The 19460-nt window shown below is 68.0% G+C and carries 19 protein-coding genes; 13 read left to right on the top strand and 6 right to left on the bottom strand.

The window, feature by feature from the left end; all coding sequences use genetic code 11:
* Positions 1–6: 6 nt before the first annotated feature.
* The 7 genes from soxA (at position 7) to TSB10P1A_RS04060 (ending at position 8202) form a co-directional block, all read left to right on the top strand.
* On the top strand, positions 7–876 hold the full coding sequence (soxA, locus tag TSB10P1A_RS04030; RefSeq protein WP_186386611.1) for a sulfur oxidation c-type cytochrome SoxA: 870 nt from the start codon (positions 7–9) through the stop codon (positions 874–876).
* 139 nt (positions 877–1015) lie between these two features.
* Positions 1016–2707, top strand: a complete 1692-nt coding sequence (gene soxB, locus TSB10P1A_RS04035; protein WP_186386612.1) for a thiosulfohydrolase SoxB — start codon at positions 1016–1018, stop codon at positions 2705–2707.
* Between the two features lie 22 nt (positions 2708–2729).
* On the top strand, positions 2730–4001 hold the full coding sequence (soxC, locus tag TSB10P1A_RS04040; RefSeq protein ID WP_186386613.1) for a sulfite dehydrogenase: 1272 nt from the start codon (positions 2730–2732) through the stop codon (positions 3999–4001).
* Positions 3985–5115, top strand: a complete 1131-nt coding sequence (locus tag TSB10P1A_RS04045; protein ID WP_186386614.1) for a c-type cytochrome — start codon at positions 3985–3987, stop codon at positions 5113–5115. The genes soxC and TSB10P1A_RS04045 overlap by 17 nt, the downstream gene beginning before the upstream one ends.
* Before the next feature lie 4 nt (positions 5116–5119).
* Complete coding sequence (locus TSB10P1A_RS23630) at positions 5120–5845, top strand: c-type cytochrome (protein WP_186386615.1); 726 nt, start codon at positions 5120–5122, stop codon at positions 5843–5845.
* 64 nt (positions 5846–5909) lie between these two features.
* Positions 5910–7172 (top strand): NAD(P)/FAD-dependent oxidoreductase, encoded by a 1263-nt coding sequence (locus TSB10P1A_RS04055; protein ID WP_186386616.1) that lies wholly within the window; start codon positions 5910–5912, stop codon positions 7170–7172.
* Between the two features lie 115 nt (positions 7173–7287).
* Entirely contained in the window at positions 7288–8202 is a 915-nt protein-coding gene (locus TSB10P1A_RS04060; protein WP_186386617.1) for an MBL fold metallo-hydrolase, read from the top strand.
* Between the two features lie 38 nt (positions 8203–8240).
* Here TSB10P1A_RS04060 and TSB10P1A_RS04065 read toward each other — a convergent pair whose 3' ends face one another.
* Both TSB10P1A_RS04065 and TSB10P1A_RS04070 read right to left on the bottom strand, forming a co-directional pair.
* Complete coding sequence (locus TSB10P1A_RS04065; protein ID WP_186386618.1) at positions 8241–9335, bottom strand: YeeE/YedE family protein; 1095 nt, start codon at positions 9333–9335, stop codon at positions 8241–8243.
* 90 nt (positions 9336–9425) lie between these two features.
* Complete coding sequence (locus tag TSB10P1A_RS04070; RefSeq protein WP_186386619.1) at positions 9426–10160, bottom strand: GntR family transcriptional regulator; 735 nt, start codon at positions 10158–10160, stop codon at positions 9426–9428.
* Between the two features lie 327 nt (positions 10161–10487).
* Between TSB10P1A_RS04070 and ehuB the strand changes: the two genes are divergently transcribed.
* The 6 genes from ehuB (at position 10488) to TSB10P1A_RS04100 (ending at position 15599) form a co-directional block, all read left to right on the top strand.
* Entirely contained in the window at positions 10488–11339 is an 852-nt protein-coding gene (gene ehuB, locus TSB10P1A_RS04075) for an ectoine/hydroxyectoine ABC transporter substrate-binding protein EhuB (RefSeq protein ID WP_186386620.1), read from the top strand.
* A gap of 127 nt (positions 11340–11466) precedes the next feature.
* Positions 11467–12132, top strand: coding sequence for an ectoine/hydroxyectoine ABC transporter permease subunit EhuC (ehuC, locus tag TSB10P1A_RS04080; protein ID WP_186386621.1), 666 nt, complete (start codon positions 11467–11469; stop codon positions 12130–12132).
* 3 nt (positions 12133–12135) lie between these two features.
* Positions 12136–12804 carry an ectoine/hydroxyectoine ABC transporter permease subunit EhuD gene (gene ehuD / locus TSB10P1A_RS04085; RefSeq protein ID WP_186386622.1) on the top strand — a complete coding sequence of 223 codons (669 nt, stop codon included), beginning with the start codon at positions 12136–12138 and terminating at the stop codon, positions 12802–12804.
* Positions 12804–13625: an ectoine/hydroxyectoine ABC transporter ATP-binding protein EhuA gene (ehuA, locus tag TSB10P1A_RS04090; RefSeq protein WP_305849893.1), complete on the top strand. Its 822-nt coding sequence runs from the start codon at positions 12804–12806 to the stop codon at positions 13623–13625. The genes ehuD and ehuA overlap by 1 nt, the downstream gene beginning before the upstream one ends.
* On the top strand, positions 13622–14617 hold the full coding sequence (eutB, locus tag TSB10P1A_RS04095; RefSeq protein ID WP_186386623.1) for a hydroxyectoine utilization dehydratase EutB: 996 nt from the start codon (positions 13622–13624) through the stop codon (positions 14615–14617). The genes ehuA and eutB overlap by 4 nt, the downstream gene beginning before the upstream one ends.
* Positions 14607–15599, top strand: a complete 993-nt coding sequence (locus TSB10P1A_RS04100; RefSeq protein ID WP_186386624.1) for a cyclodeaminase — start codon at positions 14607–14609, stop codon at positions 15597–15599. Before eutB ends, TSB10P1A_RS04100 begins: the two co-directional genes overlap by 11 nt.
* 6 nt (positions 15600–15605) lie before the next feature.
* Here TSB10P1A_RS04100 and TSB10P1A_RS04105 read toward each other — a convergent pair whose 3' ends face one another.
* From TSB10P1A_RS04105 to TSB10P1A_RS23635, 4 genes are all read right to left on the bottom strand, one after another.
* Positions 15606–16259, bottom strand: coding sequence for a YitT family protein (locus TSB10P1A_RS04105; protein ID WP_186386625.1), 654 nt, complete (start codon positions 16257–16259; stop codon positions 15606–15608).
* Between the two features lie 193 nt (positions 16260–16452).
* Positions 16453–17373 carry an SRPBCC family protein gene (locus TSB10P1A_RS04110; protein WP_186386626.1) on the bottom strand — a complete coding sequence of 307 codons (921 nt, stop codon included), beginning with the start codon at positions 17371–17373 and terminating at the stop codon, positions 16453–16455.
* A gap of 14 nt (positions 17374–17387) precedes the next feature.
* A complete protein-coding gene (locus TSB10P1A_RS04115) occupies positions 17388–18254 on the bottom strand; it encodes a phosphoenolpyruvate hydrolase family protein (RefSeq protein ID WP_186386627.1) in 867 nt (288 codons plus the stop codon).
* Positions 18251–19450 carry a Tm-1-like ATP-binding domain-containing protein gene (locus TSB10P1A_RS23635; RefSeq protein ID WP_244292968.1) on the bottom strand — a complete coding sequence of 400 codons (1200 nt, stop codon included), beginning with the start codon at positions 19448–19450 and terminating at the stop codon, positions 18251–18253. The genes TSB10P1A_RS04115 and TSB10P1A_RS23635 overlap by 4 nt, the downstream gene beginning before the upstream one ends.
* Positions 19451–19460 lie beyond the last annotated feature (10 nt).

Below are 19460 nucleotides of genomic sequence, written 5' to 3' on the forward strand. Positions count from 1 at the left end.
AGGCTCATGCAGCCGCGCAACATGATCATCAGGACCGCCGTCGCGGCATTCGGCCTCGCGATGGCCGGTACCGTGCTGGCGGATCCGGTGGAGGATACGCTCGTCGTCGAGACGGACGACGGCACCATCGAATTCGTGACGCAGACATCGCCGCCGGAGCACCTGAACGGCGCCTTGCGGGAGATCTATTCGGGCTGGCTGTTCCGCGAGGACGAAACCCGCGACCTGCAACGGGACGATTTCGACAATCCGGGCATGGTCTTCGTCGACCGGGGCCTCGATGCCTGGAACAACCCGATGGGTGCCAAGGGCGAGTCCTGCGCCGGCTGTCACCAGGAGCCGGACAGCATGCGCGGCCTGCGCTCGGTCACCCCGCGCGTGGATCAGGCCTCGGGCAAGCTGATGCTGGTCGAGGACTATGTCAACGAATGCGTGACCCGGCACATGGGTCTCGAGGCCTGGGGCTGGACGTCCGAGAAGATGAAGGACATGCTGGCGCTGATCTCGATGCAGTCGCGTGGCGAACCGGTGAATGTGGCGATCGACGGGCCCGCCGCCTCCTATTGGGAGAAGGGCAAGGAGATCTACTACACGCGCTTCGGCCAGTTGGAGATGTCCTGTGCCAATTGTCACGAGGACAACTATGGCCAGATGATCCGCGCCGATCACCTGTCCCAGGGCCAGGTCAATGGCTTTCCGACCTATCGCCTCAAGGATGCCGGCATGGTCAGCGCGCAGCAGCGCTTCGTCGGTTGCGTGCGCGACACCCGTGCGGAGACCTTCAAGGCCGGGTCGGACGAGTTCAAGGCTCTGGAACTCTATGTCGCCTCGCGCGGCAACGGGCTCAGCGTCGAGGGCGTTTCGGTCCGGCATTGAGATCGGACCCGCGCTGATGTCAGGGGGCGGCCGCGCGGATCGGCCGGCCGCCCTCGAACACCGTCTTTCACATGCGGACAGCCACGCGGCGCGCTTCGGCGCGAACGGAGGAGGTGTATCCGCGGCAAGGAGTTAGCGAATGATCACGCGCCGGGAATTCCTGCAGGCGTCGATGGCCGCCTCGGCCATCGTCGGCACCAGTGGCTTCGGCACCTGGGCGCGGCTCGCCGCGCAGCAGGCCCTGACCCAGGACCAACTGCTGCGGTTCGACGATTTCGGCAACGTGACGCTGATCCATGTCACCGACATCCATGCCCAGTTGAAGCCGATCTGGTTCCGCGAGCCGGAGGTCAATCTCGGCGTCGGCGGCGCCAAGGGCCATGTTCCGCATGTTACCGGCGCCGACTTCCTGAAGATGTTCGACATCGCGCCCGGCTCCGCCGACGCCTATGCGCTGACCTGCGAGGACTTTGCCGCGCTGGCGCGGGCCTATGGCCGCATGGGCGGCATGGACCGGGTCGCCACGGTGGTCAAGGCGATCCGGGCGGCGCGGCCGGACTCGATCCTGCTCGACGGCGGCGACACCTGGCACGGCTCGATGACCAGCTTCCTGACCAAGGGGCAGGACATGGTCAATGTCATGAACGCCCTGGGCGTCGAGGCCATGACCAGCCACTGGGAATGGACCTATGGCACCGACCGGGTGAAGGAGATCGTCGAGGGACTGCCGTTCCCTTTCCTCGGCGCCAACATCTTCGACGCCGAATGGGACGAGCCGGCCTTCGAGCCCTATCAGGTCTTCGAGAAGGGCGGCGTCAAGGTGGCGGTCATCGGCCAGGCCTTCCCCTATATGCCGATCGCCAATCCCGGCTGGATGTTCCCCGAATTCTCCTTCGGCATCCGCGAGGAGCGGATGCAGGCGGTGGTGAACGAGGTCCGCGCCGACGGCGCCGATCTGGTGGTCTGCCTGTCGCATAACGGCTTCGACGTCGACCGCAAGATGGCCGGCCGGGTCAAGGGCATCGACGTCATCCTGACCGGCCACACCCATGACGCGGTGCCCGAGCCGGTGCTGGTCGGCGAGACCATCCTCATCGCCTCGGGCTCCAACGGCAAGTTCGTCTCGCGCGTCGATCTCGACGTGCGCGACGGGCGCATGATGGGCTATCGCCACAAGCTGATCCCGATCTTCTCCGACGTGATCGAGCCCGATCCGGAGATGGCGGCGCTGATCGACGGCGAGCGCGAACCGTTCAAGGCGCAACTGGAGGAGCAGATCGGCACCACCGAGAGCCTGCTCTACCGGCGCGGCAATTTCAACGGCACCTGGGACGACCTGATCTGCGACGCGATCCGCTCCGAGCGCGACGCCGAGATCGCCATGTCGCCGGGGGTGCGCTGGGGCACGACGCTGCTGCCGGGCGATCCGATCACCCGCGAGGACATCCACAACGTCACCTCGATGACCTATGGCGCCTGCTACCGCACCGAAATGACCGGCGAGACGATCCGGGCGATCCTGGAGGATGTCGCCGACAACATCTTCAACCCCGATCCCTACTACCAGCAGGGCGGCGACATGGTGCGGATCGGCGGCCTCGCCTATGCCATCGACGTGTCGAAGCCGATCGGCCAGCGCATCTCCGACATGGCGCTGGTCGACACCGGCGAGGCGATCGAGGCCGGCCGCTCCTACACCGTCGCCGGCTGGGCCAGCGTCAACGAGGGCACCGAGGGCCCGCAGATCTGGGATGTGATCGAAGCGCATGTGCGCAAGCTCGGCTCGGTGAAGCTGGAGCCCAACACGTCGGTCGTCGTGACCGGTATCTGAGACGAAGCAAGGAGCGTTCGCCATGTCCGACGAACCCATCGCCCGCACCTCCCGCCGCGACTTCCTGCGCAGCACGGCCCTGGCCGGCGCGGGTCTTGTCGCCGGAAGTGCCACCGCCGGCGCGGCCGGCCCCGATCCCAAGATTGTCGAGGTGCAGGACTGGGCCAGCAGCTTCGGCGATCCGGTCGACGCCACGCCCTACGGCATGCCGATCCGTTTCGAGTCCCATGTGGTTCGGCGCAATGTCGAATGGCTGACCGAAAGCCCGGTCTCCTCGATCAATTTCACGCCGATCCACGCGCTGGAAGGCACGATCACGCCGCAGGGCTGCGCCTTCGAGCGGCACCATTCCGGCGCGATCGAGCTCAGCAAGGCGGATTACCGGCTGATGATCAACGGCCTGGTCGACACGCCGCTGGTGTTCACCTTCGAGGACCTGCTGCGCTTCCCGCGCTCGGTCACCACGGCCTTCTGCGAATGCGCGGCCAATGGCGGCATGGAATGGGCCGGGGCGCAGTTGGAAGGCTGCCAGTACACCCAAGGCATGATCCACAACATGGAATATACCGGCGTGCCGCTGCGGCTGCTGCTGGAGGAGGCCGGCGTCAAGCCGGAGGGCAAGTGGGTCTATGCGGAAGGCGCCGACGCCAGTTCCAACGGGCGCTCGCTGCCGCTCGACAAGGCGCTGGACGACGTCATGGTCGCCTTCTTCGCCAATGGCGAGGCGCTGCGCAAGGAGCATGGCTATCCCGTCCGCCTGGTGGTACCGGGCTGGGAAGGCAACATTTGGGTGAAGTGGCTGCGCCGCCTCGGTGTCTATGACCAGGCCGTGGAAAGCCGCGAGGAAACCTCGAAATACACCGACCTGATGCCGGACGGCCGGGCCCGCAAATGGACCTGGGTGATGGACGCCAAGTCGGTCATCACCTCGCCCTCGCCGCAGGTGCCGATCCGCCACGGCAAGGGGCCGCTGGTGATCTCCGGCCTCGCCTGGTCGGGCAATGGCCGCATCACCCGGGTCGACGTCTCGCTCGACGGCGGCGTCAACTGGCAGAGCGCGCGGCTCTCCGGGCTGGCCCTGCCCAAGGCGCTGACCCGCTTCCATCTCGATATCGACTGGAATGGCGAGGAGCTGCTGCTGCAGTCCCGCGCCGTCGACGAGACCGGCTATGTCCAGCCGACCAAGGATCAGTTGCGCGAGATCCGCGGACTCAACAATGTCTATCACAACAACGGCATCCAGACCTGGTGGGTCAAGGCCGACGGGGAGGTCGAGAATGTCGAAGTCGCGTGACGTCCTGATCCTCGCGATCTGCGCCGGTGCGCTGCTGGCGACGCCGGCGCTTGCCGGCAAGCTCGGCCTCGGCCGCGAGGCGCTGCCGGAGGAAGTCGCGGCCTGGGACGTCGCCGTGCTACCCGACGGCACGGGCCTGCGTCCCGGCTCCGGCGATGTCGCCACCGGCGACGAGGTCTTCGCCGAGAAATGCGCCTCCTGTCACGGCGAGTTCGCCGAGGGCCTCGACAGTTGGCCGGTGCTGGCCGGCGGCGGCGGCACCCTTACCGATCGCCGGCCGGTGAAGACGGTCGGCAGCTACTGGCCGTATCTGTCGACCGTGTGGGACTATGTGCATCGCTCGATGCCCTTTGGCGCGGCCCAGACCCTCAGCGTCGACGAGACCTATGCGATCACCGCCTTCCTGCTCTATTCGAACGGGCTGGTGGACGAGGATTTCGTCCTCTCCGACGAGAATTTCCGCGAGGTCGAGCTGCCCAACGCCGTCGGCTTCTATCCCGATGACCGGCCGCAGACCGAATATCCGCTGTTCAGCGGCGAGCCCTGCATGAGCGATTGCCGCCGGCCGGTGGCGATCACCAAGCGGGCGGTCGAGCTGAACGTCACGCCGCAGGATCCCGACGGCCGCCCCGCCGGAACCCTGCCGCCGCTTTCGGAGGCCGCCGCGCTGCCGGCGGATCCCGCGCCCGCCACCGAGACCGCCGCGGCAACCGAGACCGCCGCGGCAACCGAGGTCGCCGCCGCTCCGGCCGAGACTGTCGACGAGACTGCGACCGAGGCCGCCGCCGCCGATCCGGCCCTGATCGCCGAGGGCGTCGGCGTCTTCAAGAAATGCGTCGCCTGTCACAAGGTCGGCGAGGGCGCCAAACATGCGGTCGGCCCGGTGCTGAATGGCATCGTCGGGGCTCCGGTCGGGGCGGCGGACGGCTACAAATATTCCAAGGTGATGCTGGAGGCCGGCGCCGGCGGCATGGTCTGGGATGCGGAGACGCTCCACGCCTATCTCGCCGATCCCAAGGGCTTCCTGCCGAAGAACAAGATGGCCTTTGTCGGTCTCAAGAAGGACCGGGACCGGGAGGCGGTGATCGCCTATCTGGCCTCGCTCGGAAAGTAGCACGATGCGCCGCCGCCACCTCCTCTCCGCCCTGGTCCTGCTCGCCGTCGGCGTGGGGATCTGGCCGGGGGCGGGGCCGGTGGCGGCAGCGCCGATCGGCGATGCGGAGCGCGGCGCGCTGCTGTTCGCGCGGCAGTGCTCGGCCTGTCATCAACTGGGGAAGGGCGCCGTCAACCGCGTCGGTCCCCAGCTCAACCGCGTCTTCGGCCGCACCGCCGGCAGCGTCGAGGGCTACAAATATTCCAAGTCGATGGCCCGGATGGGCAGCGACGGGCTGGTCTGGACCCTGGACACGCTGGACGCCTATGTCGAGAACCCGCGCAGCCTGGTGTCGGGCACCCGGATGGCCTATCGCGGCATGAAGGACGCCGAGGCGCGCTCGGCGCTGCTCGCCTATCTGCGCGAATGGTCCGACAAGCCGCAGAACATCCCCGAGGCGGAGCCGACGGCCCGCGCCAGCGGGCTGGTTCTCGACCCGGCGATCCTCGCCATCCAGGGCGATCCGGATTTCGGCGAATACCTCTCCTCGGAATGCACCACCTGTCACCAGCGGGACGGCAGCGACCAGGGCATTCCGGCGATCACCCGCTGGCCGACGGAGGATTTCGTCGCCGCCATGCATGCCTACAAGCGGAAATTGCGGCCGCATCCGGTGATGCAGATGATGGCCGGACGACTTTCGGACGAGGAGATCGCGGCGCTCGCCGCGTATTTCACCACCCTCGACTGAGACGAAACGATGCGCGGATCCACCGCGCTCGCAAGGGGGAGAGGACACCCCGGAGGAAACGCGCATGACCTTGAGCAGACGCACTTTCATCGCCACCGGCCTGGCGGCCGGCAGCGTGTTGCATGCCCCAGTCGTGTTCGGCCAGTCGCGGCCGAAGGTCGTGGTGATCGGTGGCGGTGCCGGCGGCGGGACGGCGGCCCGTTACCTCGCCAAGGACAGCAAGGGCGCCCTCGATGTCACCCTGGTCGAGGCCAACCCGATCTACACGACCTGCTTCTTCTCCAATCTCTATCTCGGCGGCTTCCGCGACTTCGAGAGCCTGCAGCACGGCTATGACGGGCTCGCGGCGAGCGGCGTCACCGTGATCAACGACACCGCGACCGCCGTCGACCGGCAGGCACGCACCGTCACCCTCGCCGGCGGGCAGGTTCTGTCCTATGACCGGCTGGTTCTGTCTCCGGGCATCGATTTCAAGGACGGGTCGGTGCCCGGCTGGTCGCTGGCCGACGCGGAGGTGATGCCGCATGCCTACAAGGCCGGGCCGCAGACCCAGCTCCTGAAGCAGATGGTCGAGGCCATGCCGGCGGGCGGCACCTTCGCCATGGTGGCGCCGCCCAACCCCTATCGCTGCCCTCCCGGCCCCTATGAGCGCATCAGCATGGTCGCGCATCTGCTGAAGCAGACCAATCCGACCGCCAAGATCCTGGTGCTCGATCCCAAGGACAAATACTCCAAGCAGGCGCTGTTCGAGGAGGGCTGGCAGCGGCATTACGACGGCATGGTGACCTGGGTCGGACCCGATTTCGGCGGCGGCTCGGTCGAGGTGCGGCCGGCGGCGATGGAGATCGTCGTCGACGGCGAGGTGCAGAAGGTCGACGTCTGCAACGTCATTCCCGGGCAGATGGCCGGCAAGATCGCCCAGATCGCCGGCGTGACCGACGACAGCGGCTGGGCGCCGGTCGATCCGGCCTCGATGCAGTCGAAGCTGGATGCCAATGTCTGGGTGCTCGGCGACAGCTCGGCCCAGGGCGACATGCCCAAGTCCGCCTTCTCCGCCAATTCCCAGGCCAAGGTCGCGGCCATGGCCATTCGCGGCGAGCTGACCGGCTCCAGGACCTTCCCGGCGAAATACTCCAACACCTGCTGGTCGCTGATCGCACCGGAGGACGGGGTCAAGGTCGGCGCCTCCTACGAGCCGACGCCGGACAAGATCGCTTCGGTGCACAGTTTCATCAGCCAGACCGGCGAGGACGCGGCCCTGCGCAAGGTCACTTTCGAGGAATCCCTCGGCTGGTATGCCGGCATCACCGCCGACATCTTCGGATAACGGCTCCTCCCCACCTGCGGGCGCCCCCTGTCCGGGCGCCCGCCTTCTTTTCGCAGCCCCGCCTTCCGTCGGAGCCCCCCTTCTTTCGGAGTCCCCTTCTTTCGGAGTCCATGCCATGCTCTCCCGTCGCCAGTTTCTCGCCGCCAGCGCTGCCGCCGCCGCCCTGCCTCTGTCGGGCCACCGTGTCTGGTCAGCCGCCTCGCTGGAGCTTGGCGCGGCCCGGCTCGACACCCTGTCCGACGGCATGCTGATGCTGCCGGGCGACTTCATCCTCGGCGGCATGCCCGAGGCGGAGCTTGCCGGGATCATCGCCCGTCACGGCCTGTCCCGCGACCAGCTCACCCCGCCGTGCAACGTCACGCTGCTGCGCGACGGCACCAACACGATCCTGTTCGACGTCGGCGCCGGACCCGACTTCCAGCCGAGCGCCGGCAAGCTCGGCGAGGCGCTGGACGCGCTCGGCGTGACGGTCGAGGACATCACCCATGTGCTGTTCACCCATGCCCATCCCGACCATCTGTGGGGCCTGCTCGACGAGTTCGACGAGCCGCTGTTTCCCAATGCCGAATTCATGATCGGCGCGGCGGAAATGGACTACTGGGTGGATCCCGGCACGGTCGCCAGCATCGGCGAGGCGCGGGCGACATTCGCCATCGGCGCCCAGCGGCGGCTTGAGGTCATCGCCGACCAGGTGCGCCGGCTGGAGGAGGGCGAGGAGGCCCTGCCGGGCATCGTCGCCCGGCTGACGCCCGGCCACACGCCCGGCCACATGGGTTTCGAGATCGCCGCCGGCGGCGATCCGGTGATGGTGGTGGGCGATGCCATCGGCAATCACCACGTCGCCTTCGAGCAGCCGGGCTGGGCCTCGGGATCGGATCAGGATGAGGATCTTGCCGCCGCCACCCGGCTCGCCCTGCTCGACCGGCTCGCCGGCGAGCGGATGCGCCTCGTCGGCTTCCACTTGCCCGACGGTGGCATCGGCCGCGCCGAACGCGCCGGCAGCGCCTATCGCTTCATCGCCGACATCTGAGAGGGCCGGCCAAGCCTGCCGGCATCTGCTTCGGCCCTCTACTCGGCCGGCACGGTCTCGGGGGCGGCCTCGGGGCCGGCAGCGGGGCTGGGCGCCTGGTCGACCAGGGCATCGGTCACCACCGCGCCGATCCACATGCAGGCCAGCGCCAGCCAGGCGGTTGCGACGAAGATCGAGCCGCCGGTGACGCCGGCACCGACCGCGCAGCCGCCGGCCAGCATGGCGCCGAAGCCCATCAGCGCCGCGCCGAGCATCGAGCGGCGCATCTGGCTTTCGCCGTCGAAACCCTGGAATTTCAGTTCGCGCGCCAGCGCCGCCGCGACGAGTGCGCCGAGGAACACGCCGGGCACCAGGCCGATGTCGAAATCCAGCACCGGATTGTCGGTCAGGAAGAACATCAAGGTATTGGCCGAAGGGCCGGAGAAGGTCGCCGAGGTGACGCTCATCGGCTCGAACGCGACCTGCGCCAGGGTGAAGGTCAGCGTCCAGCCGAGGGCGACCGCGAAGCCGACGCCGGAGGCGAAGACCAGCGTCGACCAGCCGATGGCGTTGCGCAGCGCCAGCCACAGGGCGAGGGCGGCGCAGGCAAGGCCGAGCACCAGCCCCGCCTCCTGCGGCAGCGACAGGGCGGGCAGCAGGTCGACATTGTGGCCGCCGGGAGTGACCCACAGTCCGGCCAGCCACTGGCGCAGCGGCGCCAGCCAGCCATGCAGGGTCATCTGCGCGACCACGGCGAAGATCAGTCCGGAGACGACGGAGCGCAGGTTGCCGGTCGCCGCCAGCACCAGCAGCCGGCCGGAGCAGCCGCGCGCCAGCACCATGCCGGCGCCGAACATCAGGCCGCCGATGATGGCGCCGGACCAGGAGCCGGCCACCGCCATCATCCGCGCGTCGGAGCTGCGGAACAGGCCGGCAAGCTGGGCCGCCTGCACCCAGATCACCGCCGCCGAGAAGGTCAGCAGCCAGACCGCCATGCGCGGGCCGAGCCGCTTGCGCGCGAACTCCACCGTCGCCGCGCGCAGGCAGAAGGAGGAGCGCTGGGCGGCGAAGCCGAAGACGGCGCCGGTGGCGAGGCCGAACAGCGCCGCCAGTTCGGCCTCGTCGACGATCTCAAGCAGAAAGGTGATGTCCATGGGAAGAGCCCTCCGCCGGCATACTGCCCGCCGGCAACGAGGGAATCATTGATCTGGAGCATGGTCCAGCGCGATTTGCTGCAAGCACGATTATCCCGCCGTCGGGGCGATCACCGGGCGCCCCTCCGTCTCGCTGGCCTTGCGGATCCTGGCGAAGCTCATGGCAATATGCGCCCGCCGCACATGGCCGGCGGCGACGAGGTCGCCATGCTCGATCGCCTCGGTGGTGTCGGTGACCTCGCGCTGGAAGGTCGTGAACTCGGTGTGGATCAGTTCTTTGGAATTCCTCAGCCGCAATGCCGTCTTCAGCCAGATGCGCGCCGTCTGATAATACAGCCGCTCGTTGATCTCGCGCAGCGGCCCGTTGGTGGTCAACGCGTTGTACAGGTGGAAGAAGTCCATGTTGATCCGCGAAAAGGTGCGCGGATCGCCCTCGCTCACCATCTCGTCGCATCGCGCCCGGATCTCGTGGAAGCGGGCGATCAGCGCCGCGTCGACGGGGGCCGGCGACAGCCTGCCGACCAGTTCGGCCAGTTCCACCCGCAGTTCGTAGACCTGCGCCAGCTCGTTGACGTCGATGTCGGTGACGATGGTGCCGACGCCGTGCACCGAGCGCAGCAGCCCCTCCGCCTCCAGCTTGACGAGAACGCGGCGGATCGGGGTCCGCGACACGCGAAACTCCTCGGCAAGGTCCTCCTCGCGCAGCCGGCTGCCCGGCGCATGGTCGAGCAGGCAGATGCGCATCCGCAAGGTCCGGTAGATCCGTTCGAAGCGCCCGCGCGCGCCCTCGTCGGACGGCCGCCGCGCGCCACTGTCCACCGTCATCGGCGCGTCCGCTTTTCCCGTCCGGCCCTCCATCCGGTTCCCGTCTTCCGTTGCCGCCAACCGCGCTACTCCCGCATTCCGTTCCAGCCCGCCCTTGTCCGGCATTTCCCAGCGGACGGCAAGGCGCCCGGCCCGGGCGCGGCGTCATGTCTCCCTCACCTTCGACGGCAGGGTATTTTCGCCAATGTGTACAACTAAATCCGAATTTCGAAAAGGCGTTGAGATGTCTCTCGATTTTCCCGAGAAAATCCGTTGACACGCTCCTCTGCGGCATGATGTTGTGCACAACATAACAAGCAAGACGTGGTGGAACAGAGGAGCTGTCTGATGAAAAGTGCCATCTTCAAGGGCCTTGCCGCGCTCGGCATGGCCGCGGTCGCCTATGGGTTCGTGGGCGCCGCCAATGCCCAGTCCCTGCTGGAGCGCGCCGACAAGGGCGAGCCGATCCGCATCGGCTTCGCCAACGAGATCCCCTTCGCCTATCCGGGCGACGACGGCAGCCCGAAGGGCTTCGTCAACGCCTTCACCATCGGCGTGCTGAAGTCGATGGGCTACGAGAACATCGAGCCGGTGCAGACCGAGTGGGGCGGCCTCATTCCGGGCCTCAATGCCAACCGCTTCGACATCGTCACCGGCGGCATGAACATCCTCGCCAGCCGCTGCGAGAACATCGCCTTCTCCGAGCCGATGGCCAAGGTCGGCGACGGCTTCATCGTGGCGCCGGGCAACCCGAAGAACATCAGCGACTATGAGAGCCTCGTGGCGGCCAATGCGGTGATGGTCACCGGCGCCGGCTATTCCAACATCGAGGCCGCCAGGGCCGCCGGCGTTGCCGATGCCAACATCATGCAGGTGCCCGGCCCGACCGAAATCCTCGCCGCCGTGCGCGCCGGCCGCGCCGATGCCGGCGCCGGCACCTACTTCACCATGAAGCAGCTCGCCGACAGCTCGGGCGGTGCCGTCGAGGCCTCCGATCCGAACGCCATGCCGGAAGACTCCTTCAACTGGGCCGGCATCGGCTTCCGCAAGGCCGACCAGGACTTCCTCGACAAGTTCAACGAGGCCCAGGCCGCCTATCTCGGCTCTGAAGAGATGCTCGCCGCCGTTGCCGAATACGGCTACGGCGAGGGCTCGCTGCCGGGCGAGCGGACCACCGAATGGGTCTGCGCCAACCGCTGACATGACGACGACGACAGGCGGGCCGGCGCGGCCGGTCCGCCGCCTTTCCCCTGCAGTCGCGCGGGGCGCGGTGCCTGCCGCGCCGTCGTGGCCTTGAGCAAGGTCGGAGAGCAAAGGGCTGGGCGGCATGTCCTATTTCGAATTCCTCGGCCAGTATGGCGACCGCATCTTCAGCGGGACGCTGATCACCATGGCGCTGACGGTGCTCTCGGCGCTGCTGGCGGTGGCGATCGCGGTTGCCGCCGGCCTGATGCGGATGGCGCCGAACATGGCGGTGCGCGGCCTCGCCACCGTCTATATCGAGATCTTTCGCGGCACCTCGCTGCTCGTCCAGCTCTACTGGATCTTCTTCGTGCTGCCGCTGTTCGGCATCACGCTGGAAAAGTTCACTGCCGGCTTCGTCGCGGTGGGCATGAATCTCGGCGCCTATGGCGCGGAGCTGGTGCGCGGCGCGATCCTTTCGGTGCCCAAGGGGCAATGGGAGGCGGCGCTGGCGCTCAACATGTCGCCGGCCAAGCGGATGATCCGGGTGATCCTGCCGCAGGCGGTGCTGATCATGCTGCCGTCCTGGGGCAATCTCCTGATCGAGCTGCTGAAGGGCACCGCGCTCGTCGCGCTGATCTCCGTCGCTGACCTGATGTTCCAGGTGAAGCAGATCAATGGCACCACCTTCCTCTCCGCCCAGACCTTCGGCACCGCGCTGATCATCTACTATGTGCTGGCGCGCTTCATGATCACGCCGTTCATGCGCTGGCTGGAGCGGGTGATGATGCGCAAGATGGGGAGGGCCTGAGCCATGTTCGACTGGCGCTGGGACTTCACCTTCCAGATCCTGCCCCGGCTGATCGTCGCCACCGGCAACACCCTGCTCGCCGCCGGCCTCGGCTATGCCATCGCCGTTGTGCTCGGCCTTGCCCTGGTGCTGGCGCAGCGCACGCCCTTCCGCCCGCTCACGGTGGTGGTGCGCGAGGCGGTCGAGTTCATCCGCTCCACGCCCTTGGTGCTGCAGATCTTCTTCGTCTTCTATGTCGGCCCGCAATTCGGCATCCGCCTGTCGCCCTGGACGGCCGGCATGATCGCCATCGGCCTGCACTATGCGGCCTACCTGTCGGAGGTCTATCGCGGCGGGCTGGAATGCGTGCCGAAGGGCCAGTGGGAGGCGGCCAAGTCGCTCAACCTGTCGACGGCGCGCACCTACTTCCGCGTCATCCTTCCACAGGCGCTGCCGCCCTCGCTTGCCGGCATGGGCAACTATCTCGTCGGCATCTTCAAGGACACGCCGATGCTCTCGGTCATCGGCGTCGCGGAACTGATGCACACCGCCAACGCCATCGGCTCGGAAACCTACCGCTTCCTCGAGCCGTTCACGCTGGTCGGCATCATCTTCCTTTGCATCTCGCTGCCAACGGCGGCGCTGATCCGGCTCTTCGAGGCCTGGGTTCGCCGCAAACTCGGAATGGGCTGATGGACACCACAGACGTTTCCGCCTTCCCCTTGAGGCTCGAGGGCGAGGCGACCCCGATGGTCAGCTTCAAGAAGGTCACCAAGTCCTATGGCAGCCTGGTGGTGCTGGACTCGCTCGACCTCGACGTTGCGGAAGGCGAGATGGTCACCATCATCGGCCCCTCCGGCTCGGGCAAGACCACCGTGCTGCGCATGTTGATGACGCTGGAGACCATCAATGGCGGCGTCATCTATGTCGACGGCGAGCCGCTGACGCATATGCCGCGCGGCGGCGGGTTGGTGCGCGCCGACAACCGGCACATGCGCAAGATGCGCTCGAAGATCGGCATGTGCTTCCAGCACTTCAACCTGTTCCCGCATATGACGGCGCTGGAAAACTGCATGGAAGGTCCCGTGCATGTGCTCGGCCTGGCGAAACGGGAAGCGCGCGAGCGCGCCGAGGAACTGCTGGCGATGGTCGGCATGGCCGACAAGCGCGACCAGCATCCCTCGCGCCTGTCCGGCGGCCAGCAGCAGCGCGTGGCGATTGCCCGCGCGCTGGCCATGCGGCCCAAGGTGATGCTGTTCGACGAGGTGACCTCGGCGCTCGATCCGGAAGTGATCGGCGAGGTGACCAACGTCATCCGCCAGCTCGTCGCCGAGCACAATCTTACCATGCTGATGGTCACCCACCAGATGGGCTTCGCCAAGGACATTTCCGACCGCATCTGCTTCTTCTACGGCGGCCGCATCGAGGAGCAGGGCTCGCCGGACGAGCTGTTCGGTAATCCGCGCAAGGAGCGCACCCAGCAGTTCCTCAGCGCGGTCAAGGAGGCGACGTGAGCGTCGATCTCGCCGACATCCTGGCGGCGCGCCGCGCCATCGCCGGCATTGCCGCGCGCACGCCGATGGTGCCCTCGCTCGCCGTGGACGGCGACCTGCTGCTCAAGCTGGAGACGGCGCAGCCGATCGGCGCGTTCAAGCTGCGCGGCGCGCTCAATGCCGTCGCCGCCGTGCCCGATGGGGCGCCCGGCGTCACCTGCTGCTCCACCGGCAATCACGGCCGCGGCGTTGCCTTCGCGGCGCGCGCCGCCGGCCTTCGCGCCGTCATCTGCATGTCCGAGCTGGTGCCGCGGGCCAAGGTCGAGGGCATCCTGGCGCTCGGCGCCGAAGTGCGCATTGCCGGCCGCAGCCAGGACGAGGCCCATGCCGAAAGCCGCCGGCTGGCGCGCGAGGAGGGGCTCATCGAGATCTCCCCCTTCGACGATCCGCTGGTGATCGCCGGCCAGGGCACCATCGGCCTCGAAATGCTGGAGGACCGCCCCGACCTTGCGGCGATCCTGGTGCCGCTGTCCGGCGGCGGGCTTGCCGCCGGCGTCGCGCTGGCGGCCAAGGCGATCAAGCCGTCGATCCGCGTTGTCGGCGTCACCATGGAGCGCGGCGCGGCGATGTTCGCCTCCATCCGCGCCGGTCATCCGGTCGAGGTGGAGGAGGTGGCGAGCCTTGCCGATTCCCTTGGCGGCGGCATCGGCCTCGACAACCGGCTGACCTTCGCCCTGTGCCGCGACCTGCTCGACGACTGCGTCCTCGTCACCGAGCAGGAGATCTACGAGGCGATGCAGGCGCTTTACTACGAGGACCGCATGGTGGCGGAGGGCGCCAGCGTCGTCGGCATCGCCGCGATGCGGGCCGGCCGGCTGCCGGCCTTCGACGGCCCGGTCGCCACCATCCTGACGGGCCGCAATGTCGACATGATCACCTTCACCGACATCGTCGTCGGGCGTGGCATTCGTCTCGGTGAGGTCGAGGTAAAAGGGCGTGGCTATGGCGCATGAGGTAACCGTCCTGACCGCCGGCGAACTGCGCGGTCTCGTGCATCTGGATCCGGCCGCCGTCGATGTGGTCGAGCGGGCCTTCGCCGCACTCGCCTCCGGCACGGTGGTGATGCCGCCGATCCTGTCGATGGCGATCCCGCAGGCCAATGGCGAGGTCGACGTCAAGACCGCCTATATCCCCGGCTTCGACGGTTTCGCGATCAAGGTCAGCCCCGGCTTCTTCGACAATCCCAAGCTCGGCCTGCCGAGCCTCAACGGCTTGATGATCTTGTTTTCCGCCAAGACCGGCCTCGTCGAGGCCCTGCTGCTCGACAATGGCTATCTGACGGATGTGCGCACGGCCGCCGCCGGCGCCGTCGCCGCGCGCCATCTTGCGCCCTCAACGGTCGAGACGGCGACGGTCATCGGCACCGGCGTCCAGGCGCGGCTGCAGATCGAGGCGGCCCATCTGGTGCGCCCGTTCTCCCGCGTCTTCGTCTGGGGCCGCGACAGGGCGAAGGCGGAGGCCTGCGCCGCGGATATTGCCGAGCGGCTGAAGATTGCGGCCGAGGCCGTTTCTGACCCGGCCCAGGCTGTGGCGCAGAGCCAGCTCGTCGTCACTACGACCCCGGCCGAGCATCCGGTGTTCAAGGCCGAATGGCTGCATCCCGGCCTCCACATCACGGCGATGGGCTCGGACCAGGCCGGCAAGAACGAGATCGATCCGGCCGCGCTCGTTGCCGCCGATCTTTATGTCTGCGACCGGGTCAGCCAGTGCGAGGCCCTCGGCGAGTTGCGCGCCGCCATTGCCGCGGGCCTCTGGCAGGGCGGCACGCCGCCGGAGCTCGGCGAGATCGTCACGGGCCGCCATCCAGGCCGCCGCTCGGATGACGAGATCACCCTCTGCGATCTCACCGGCACGGGCGCGCAGGACACCGCGATTGCCACCTTTGCCATCGCTGCCGCCCGCAAGGCTGGCGCCGGATCGGTGATCGTCACCTGACGGCTCTCAACTCGATCCGAGATAGCGGCCGGGCCGGTGGTTCATCGCCAGCACCAGGTTGAGGACCACGGTGCCGATCACCGAGAACAGGAGTTCGCCGGCGCCGAGCACGAAGACCGCCCCGGCGATCACCGCAAGGTCCAGCCCCATCTGGACATAGCCGGCGCGCAGGCCGAACCGGTCCTGCAGATACATCGCCAGCAGGTTGAAGCCGCCGAGCCCGGTCCGGTGGCGGAACAGCATCAACAGCCCGACGCCGCACAGCCCGCCGCCGGCGAGCGCGGCGAAGGCCGGGTCGAGATGCGAGAACTCCACCCAGACATGGATCACCCCCGACAGCAGGCTGACCAGGCTGACCGCGACCAGGGTCCTCAGCGCCACCGCCGGCCCGAGCCGCAGCCATGCCAGCAGGTAGAAGGGCAGGTTCACCGCGAAGAAGCCGGCCCAGAACGGCACGCCGCTCGTGTGCTGCAGCAGCAGCGCAAGGCCGGCGACCCCTCCCGTGACCAGATGCGCGTCGGCGAACATCTTGGTCCCCAGCGCGACGAAGGACGTGCCGAGCAGGATCGCCGCGACATCCTCGTGCAGGCCGTGCCGGGCAAGGCCGCCCGTCGTATCGCTGCCCGGCGCGTCGCCGTCTGCCGCCGCCGGAGCCGTCATGCTGCGGCCCTCCGCTCGGGGCATCGGAAGGGCGCCGCCGGCGCCGGGCTGGCGGCGGTTGCGAAGGGGGAGCGGTCCATGGCCTCGGGTCCTGTCTGTGTCCGACGATTGGACACAGTCCTACCCGGCCGCACGCCCGCGATCTTTGACCTGTCACAACCCCGGGCGCAATGAGCCGGGCGTCACGGCTCTCTCAGCCGGCCCCGCCTCCCAGTTGTTCTTCCAGCGTGTCGAATGCCTTCTGGAAGACGTTGCCATGCACGTTGGGGATCAGCTCCAGGTCGTCCTGCGGCGCCGCGGTCCAGTCGGCGGTCCACACCGCGAAGGTGTGATCCCGGTCGGTGACCGGATAGAGCCGCGCGCCGGCATGGTAGTTGAGCCAGGGCATCGGGCTTTTCAGGATGCGGTAGCGGAAGGCGCGCTTCGTGTCGGAGAGATAGGTAAGCTGCTCCCACAGCAGGCCTTCGCCGAACAGGAAGTCGCGCACCCCCGACACCTTGTCGGAGCGCGCGCCGTCCAGCATGTGCATCTTCGTGATGTCCTCGTGCCAGCCGCCCATGCCGGCAAAGTCGCGCATCTTCGCCCAGACCGTCTCGACCGGCGCGGTAATAGTGCTGGAGGTGAACACCTTGGCCGGGCGCAGGCCCTGCCAGCGCTCGGCCCCCGCCGGCGCGCTCGCGCCGGTGAGCTTTTCGGCAAGCGCCGCGAGACCGGCGGCGAAGACATCGCGCGAGACGATCTCGGTGAAGCGCCCCGCATCCTCCGGCGTCTCGTCGAAGGTCGCCCACCACTGCACATAGGTGCGCCCGCTCTTCGTCTCGGGGATCAGCTCCATGCCGGCGAGGTAATTGTCGACCGGGAAGGCCGGCGTCTCGAAATTGTAGGTGAAGCTGTAGCGGCTGTCGTCGAGCGACAGCAGCCGCTCGCGCACGAAAGTGCCGTCGGAAAGCGTGAAGGCGCGCACGCAGCCGACCACGTCGGAGGCAAGGCCGCCCTCGATGGAACTGTCACGCACGGCCGGGTTCCAGTCCGGCAGGCCGTTGAAGTCGCGGACCATTGCCCAGACCGCCTCCACCGGCGCATCTAACAGGGTGCTGGCGAAAGCCCTTGCCATGGCTGGTTCTCCCCTCAGAAGCTGAGCTGCTTGAAGCGCCGGGTCTGGTCGATCAGCGCCGATTCCGCCGGCAGCCGCTCCATCGAGCTGGCGCCGTAGAAGCCGTTGCAGCTTGGTGTGTTGCGCAGCACGAATTCGGCGTCCTCCGGGTTGGCGATCGGCCCGCCATGGCACATGACGAGAATGTCCGGGCGCACGCTGCGCGCCGCCTCGGCCCAGGCGCCGATGTCGCGCACGCAGTCCTCCAGGGTGCGCGCGGTCTCCGCGCCGATCGAGCCGCCGGTGGTCAGGCCCATATGGGCGACCAGGATGTCGGCGCCGGCCTCGGCCATCGCGATGGCTTCCTGCGAGGAGAAGACATAGGGCGTCGTCAGCAGGTCCTTCTCGGCGGCGAGGCGGATCATCTCCACCTCGTGGTGAAAGCCCATGCCGGTCTCCTCCAGGTTCTGCCGGAACATCCCGTCGATCAGCCCGACCGTCGGGAAGTTCTGCACCCCGGCAAAGCCCAGCGCCTTCAGCCGGTCGAGGTGGTCATGCATGATTACGAAAGGATCGGTGCCGTTGACGCCGGCCAGCACCGGCGTGTGCTTGACGACGGGCAGCACCTCGCGCGCCATGTCGAGCACGATCTCGTTGGCATTGCCATAGGCCAGCACGCCGGCCAGCGAGCCGCGCCCGGCCATGCGGTAGCGGCCGGAATTGTAGATGACGATGAGGTCGATGCCGCCGGCTTCCTCGCATTTCGCCGAAAGGCCGGTGCCGGCGCCGCCGCCGATGATCGGGATCCGGCGCCGGGCCATGTCCTGGAACCGGTCCAGCAGCTCGCGGCGCGTCGGCCGGGCGGGCCGGGAGGAGGTCTTGGGGTTGGGTACTTCGTTCATGACGCGATCTTTCGGAATTCGGCGACCGCCGCATCGGCGAAGGCCGGATCGTTGATGGTGAAGGGCAGTTCGATCAACTGGCGCTTGGGGGTGGTGACGAGGGTGTCGCGGATGGCGGCGAACAGCGCCGCATCGGCCTCAGGGTCGTGGAAGGGCATGCCGGGAACGTCGATGGCCGAGACCCCGCCGAGCGGCAGCAGGAAGCGGACCTCGCCCTCGCAGCGGTTCAGCCGTTCGGCGATCCACCGGCCGATGGCGGCGTTCTCTTCCGCCGTCGTGCGCATCAAGGTCACCTGCGGATTGTGGACATAGAGGTTGCGGTCCCGGTACTTCTCCGGAACCGTTTCCAGCGCGCCGAAATTCACCATGTCGACGGCCCCGACCGAGCCGACATAGGGCAGGCGGGTGCGCGCCACCGCGCCGAACCGGTCCTGCGTGCAGGGAAACACCCCGCCCATCAAAAGGTCCGGAACCTCGGTCGTGGTGATGTCGATCATGCCGGCGAGCAGGCCGGATTCCGCCAGCTTCTCCATCGACTGGCCACCGGTGCCGGTGGCGTGGAAGACATAGCACTCGTAGCTGTCGCCGATCCGCTCGCGGATCTGGTCGACGCAGGTCGTGGTGACGCCGAACATCGTCATGCCGACGCCCGGCCGGTCGCCGCTCGCCTCCGGCGCCTGCCACAGCGCCATGGCGGCGGCGGCATGGGCGGCATTGGCGATGATCTTCCGGCTGATGGCGTTGAGCCCGGCGACATCGGTGACCGAATACATCATGGCGATGTCGGTCGGCCCGACATAGGGCGCCACATTGCCGGAGGTGACGGTGGAGACCATCAGCTTGGGCACGCCGACCGGCAGCGCCCGCATCGCCTGCGTCACCAGCGCCGTGTTGCCCGACCCGCCAAGGCCGAGCACCGCGCCGATGTCGTCGCGGGCCGTCAGCCAGTGTGTCAGCGCCTCGGCCATCGCGCCGACGGCCGCGCCCCGGTCGCTGCCGCCGAGCACCGCCTCCACCCCGCCCGGATGCCTGGCGGCGACCTCGCGCGCCGGCACGTCGGCGACGTCCGTCTCGCTGCGGGTGCCCACATCCACGAGCACCGCCTCGACGCCGGCGGCCCGGATCAGCGACCTGGCATAGGCCAGCTCCTCCGCCTTGGTGTCGCAGGTGCCGACAACATAGACCGTCCTGCCCATCAAGCTGTCT

The organism is Stappia sp. TSB10P1A (assembly GCF_900185725.1).
Taxonomy (GTDB): domain Bacteria; phylum Pseudomonadota; class Alphaproteobacteria; order Rhizobiales; family Stappiaceae; genus Stappia.

Bases quoted from the DNA above. Each gene is read 5' to 3' on its own strand.
- soxA (WP_186386611.1), top strand. From the start codon at position 7: ATGCAGCCGCGCAACATGATCATCAGGACCGCCGTCGCGGCATTCGGC.
- TSB10P1A_RS04110 (WP_186386626.1), bottom strand. From the start codon at position 17,373: ATGGCAAGGGCTTTCGCCAGCACCCTGTTAGATGCGCCGGTGGAGGCG.
- TSB10P1A_RS23635 (WP_244292968.1), bottom strand. From the start codon at position 19,450: ATGGGCAGGACGGTCTATGTTGTCGGCACCTGCGACACCAAGGCGGAG.
- ehuD (WP_186386622.1), top strand. From the start codon at position 12,136: ATGTTCGACTGGCGCTGGGACTTCACCTTCCAGATCCTGCCCCGGCTG.
- TSB10P1A_RS04045 (WP_186386614.1), top strand. From the start codon at position 3,985: ATGTCGAAGTCGCGTGACGTCCTGATCCTCGCGATCTGCGCCGGTGCG.
- TSB10P1A_RS04055 (WP_186386616.1), top strand. From the start codon at position 5,910: ATGACCTTGAGCAGACGCACTTTCATCGCCACCGGCCTGGCGGCCGGC.
- TSB10P1A_RS23630 (WP_186386615.1), top strand. From the start codon at position 5,120: ATGCGCCGCCGCCACCTCCTCTCCGCCCTGGTCCTGCTCGCCGTCGGC.
- soxC (WP_186386613.1), top strand. From the start codon at position 2,730: ATGTCCGACGAACCCATCGCCCGCACCTCCCGCCGCGACTTCCTGCGC.
- TSB10P1A_RS04115 (WP_186386627.1), bottom strand. From the start codon at position 18,254: ATGAACGAAGTACCCAACCCCAAGACCTCCTCCCGGCCCGCCCGGCCG.
- soxB (WP_186386612.1), top strand. From the start codon at position 1,016: ATGATCACGCGCCGGGAATTCCTGCAGGCGTCGATGGCCGCCTCGGCC.
- TSB10P1A_RS04070 (WP_186386619.1), bottom strand. From the start codon at position 10,160: ATGACGGTGGACAGTGGCGCGCGGCGGCCGTCCGACGAGGGCGCGCGC.
- ehuA (WP_305849893.1), top strand. From the start codon at position 12,804: ATGGACACCACAGACGTTTCCGCCTTCCCCTTGAGGCTCGAGGGCGAG.
- ehuB (WP_186386620.1), top strand. From the start codon at position 10,488: ATGAAAAGTGCCATCTTCAAGGGCCTTGCCGCGCTCGGCATGGCCGCG.
- TSB10P1A_RS04065 (WP_186386618.1), bottom strand. From the start codon at position 9,335: ATGGACATCACCTTTCTGCTTGAGATCGTCGACGAGGCCGAACTGGCG.
- TSB10P1A_RS04100 (WP_186386624.1), top strand. From the start codon at position 14,607: ATGGCGCATGAGGTAACCGTCCTGACCGCCGGCGAACTGCGCGGTCTC.
- TSB10P1A_RS04060 (WP_186386617.1), top strand. From the start codon at position 7,288: ATGCTCTCCCGTCGCCAGTTTCTCGCCGCCAGCGCTGCCGCCGCCGCC.
- TSB10P1A_RS04105 (WP_186386625.1), bottom strand. From the start codon at position 16,259: ATGACGGCTCCGGCGGCGGCAGACGGCGACGCGCCGGGCAGCGATACG.
- ehuC (WP_186386621.1), top strand. From the start codon at position 11,467: ATGTCCTATTTCGAATTCCTCGGCCAGTATGGCGACCGCATCTTCAGC.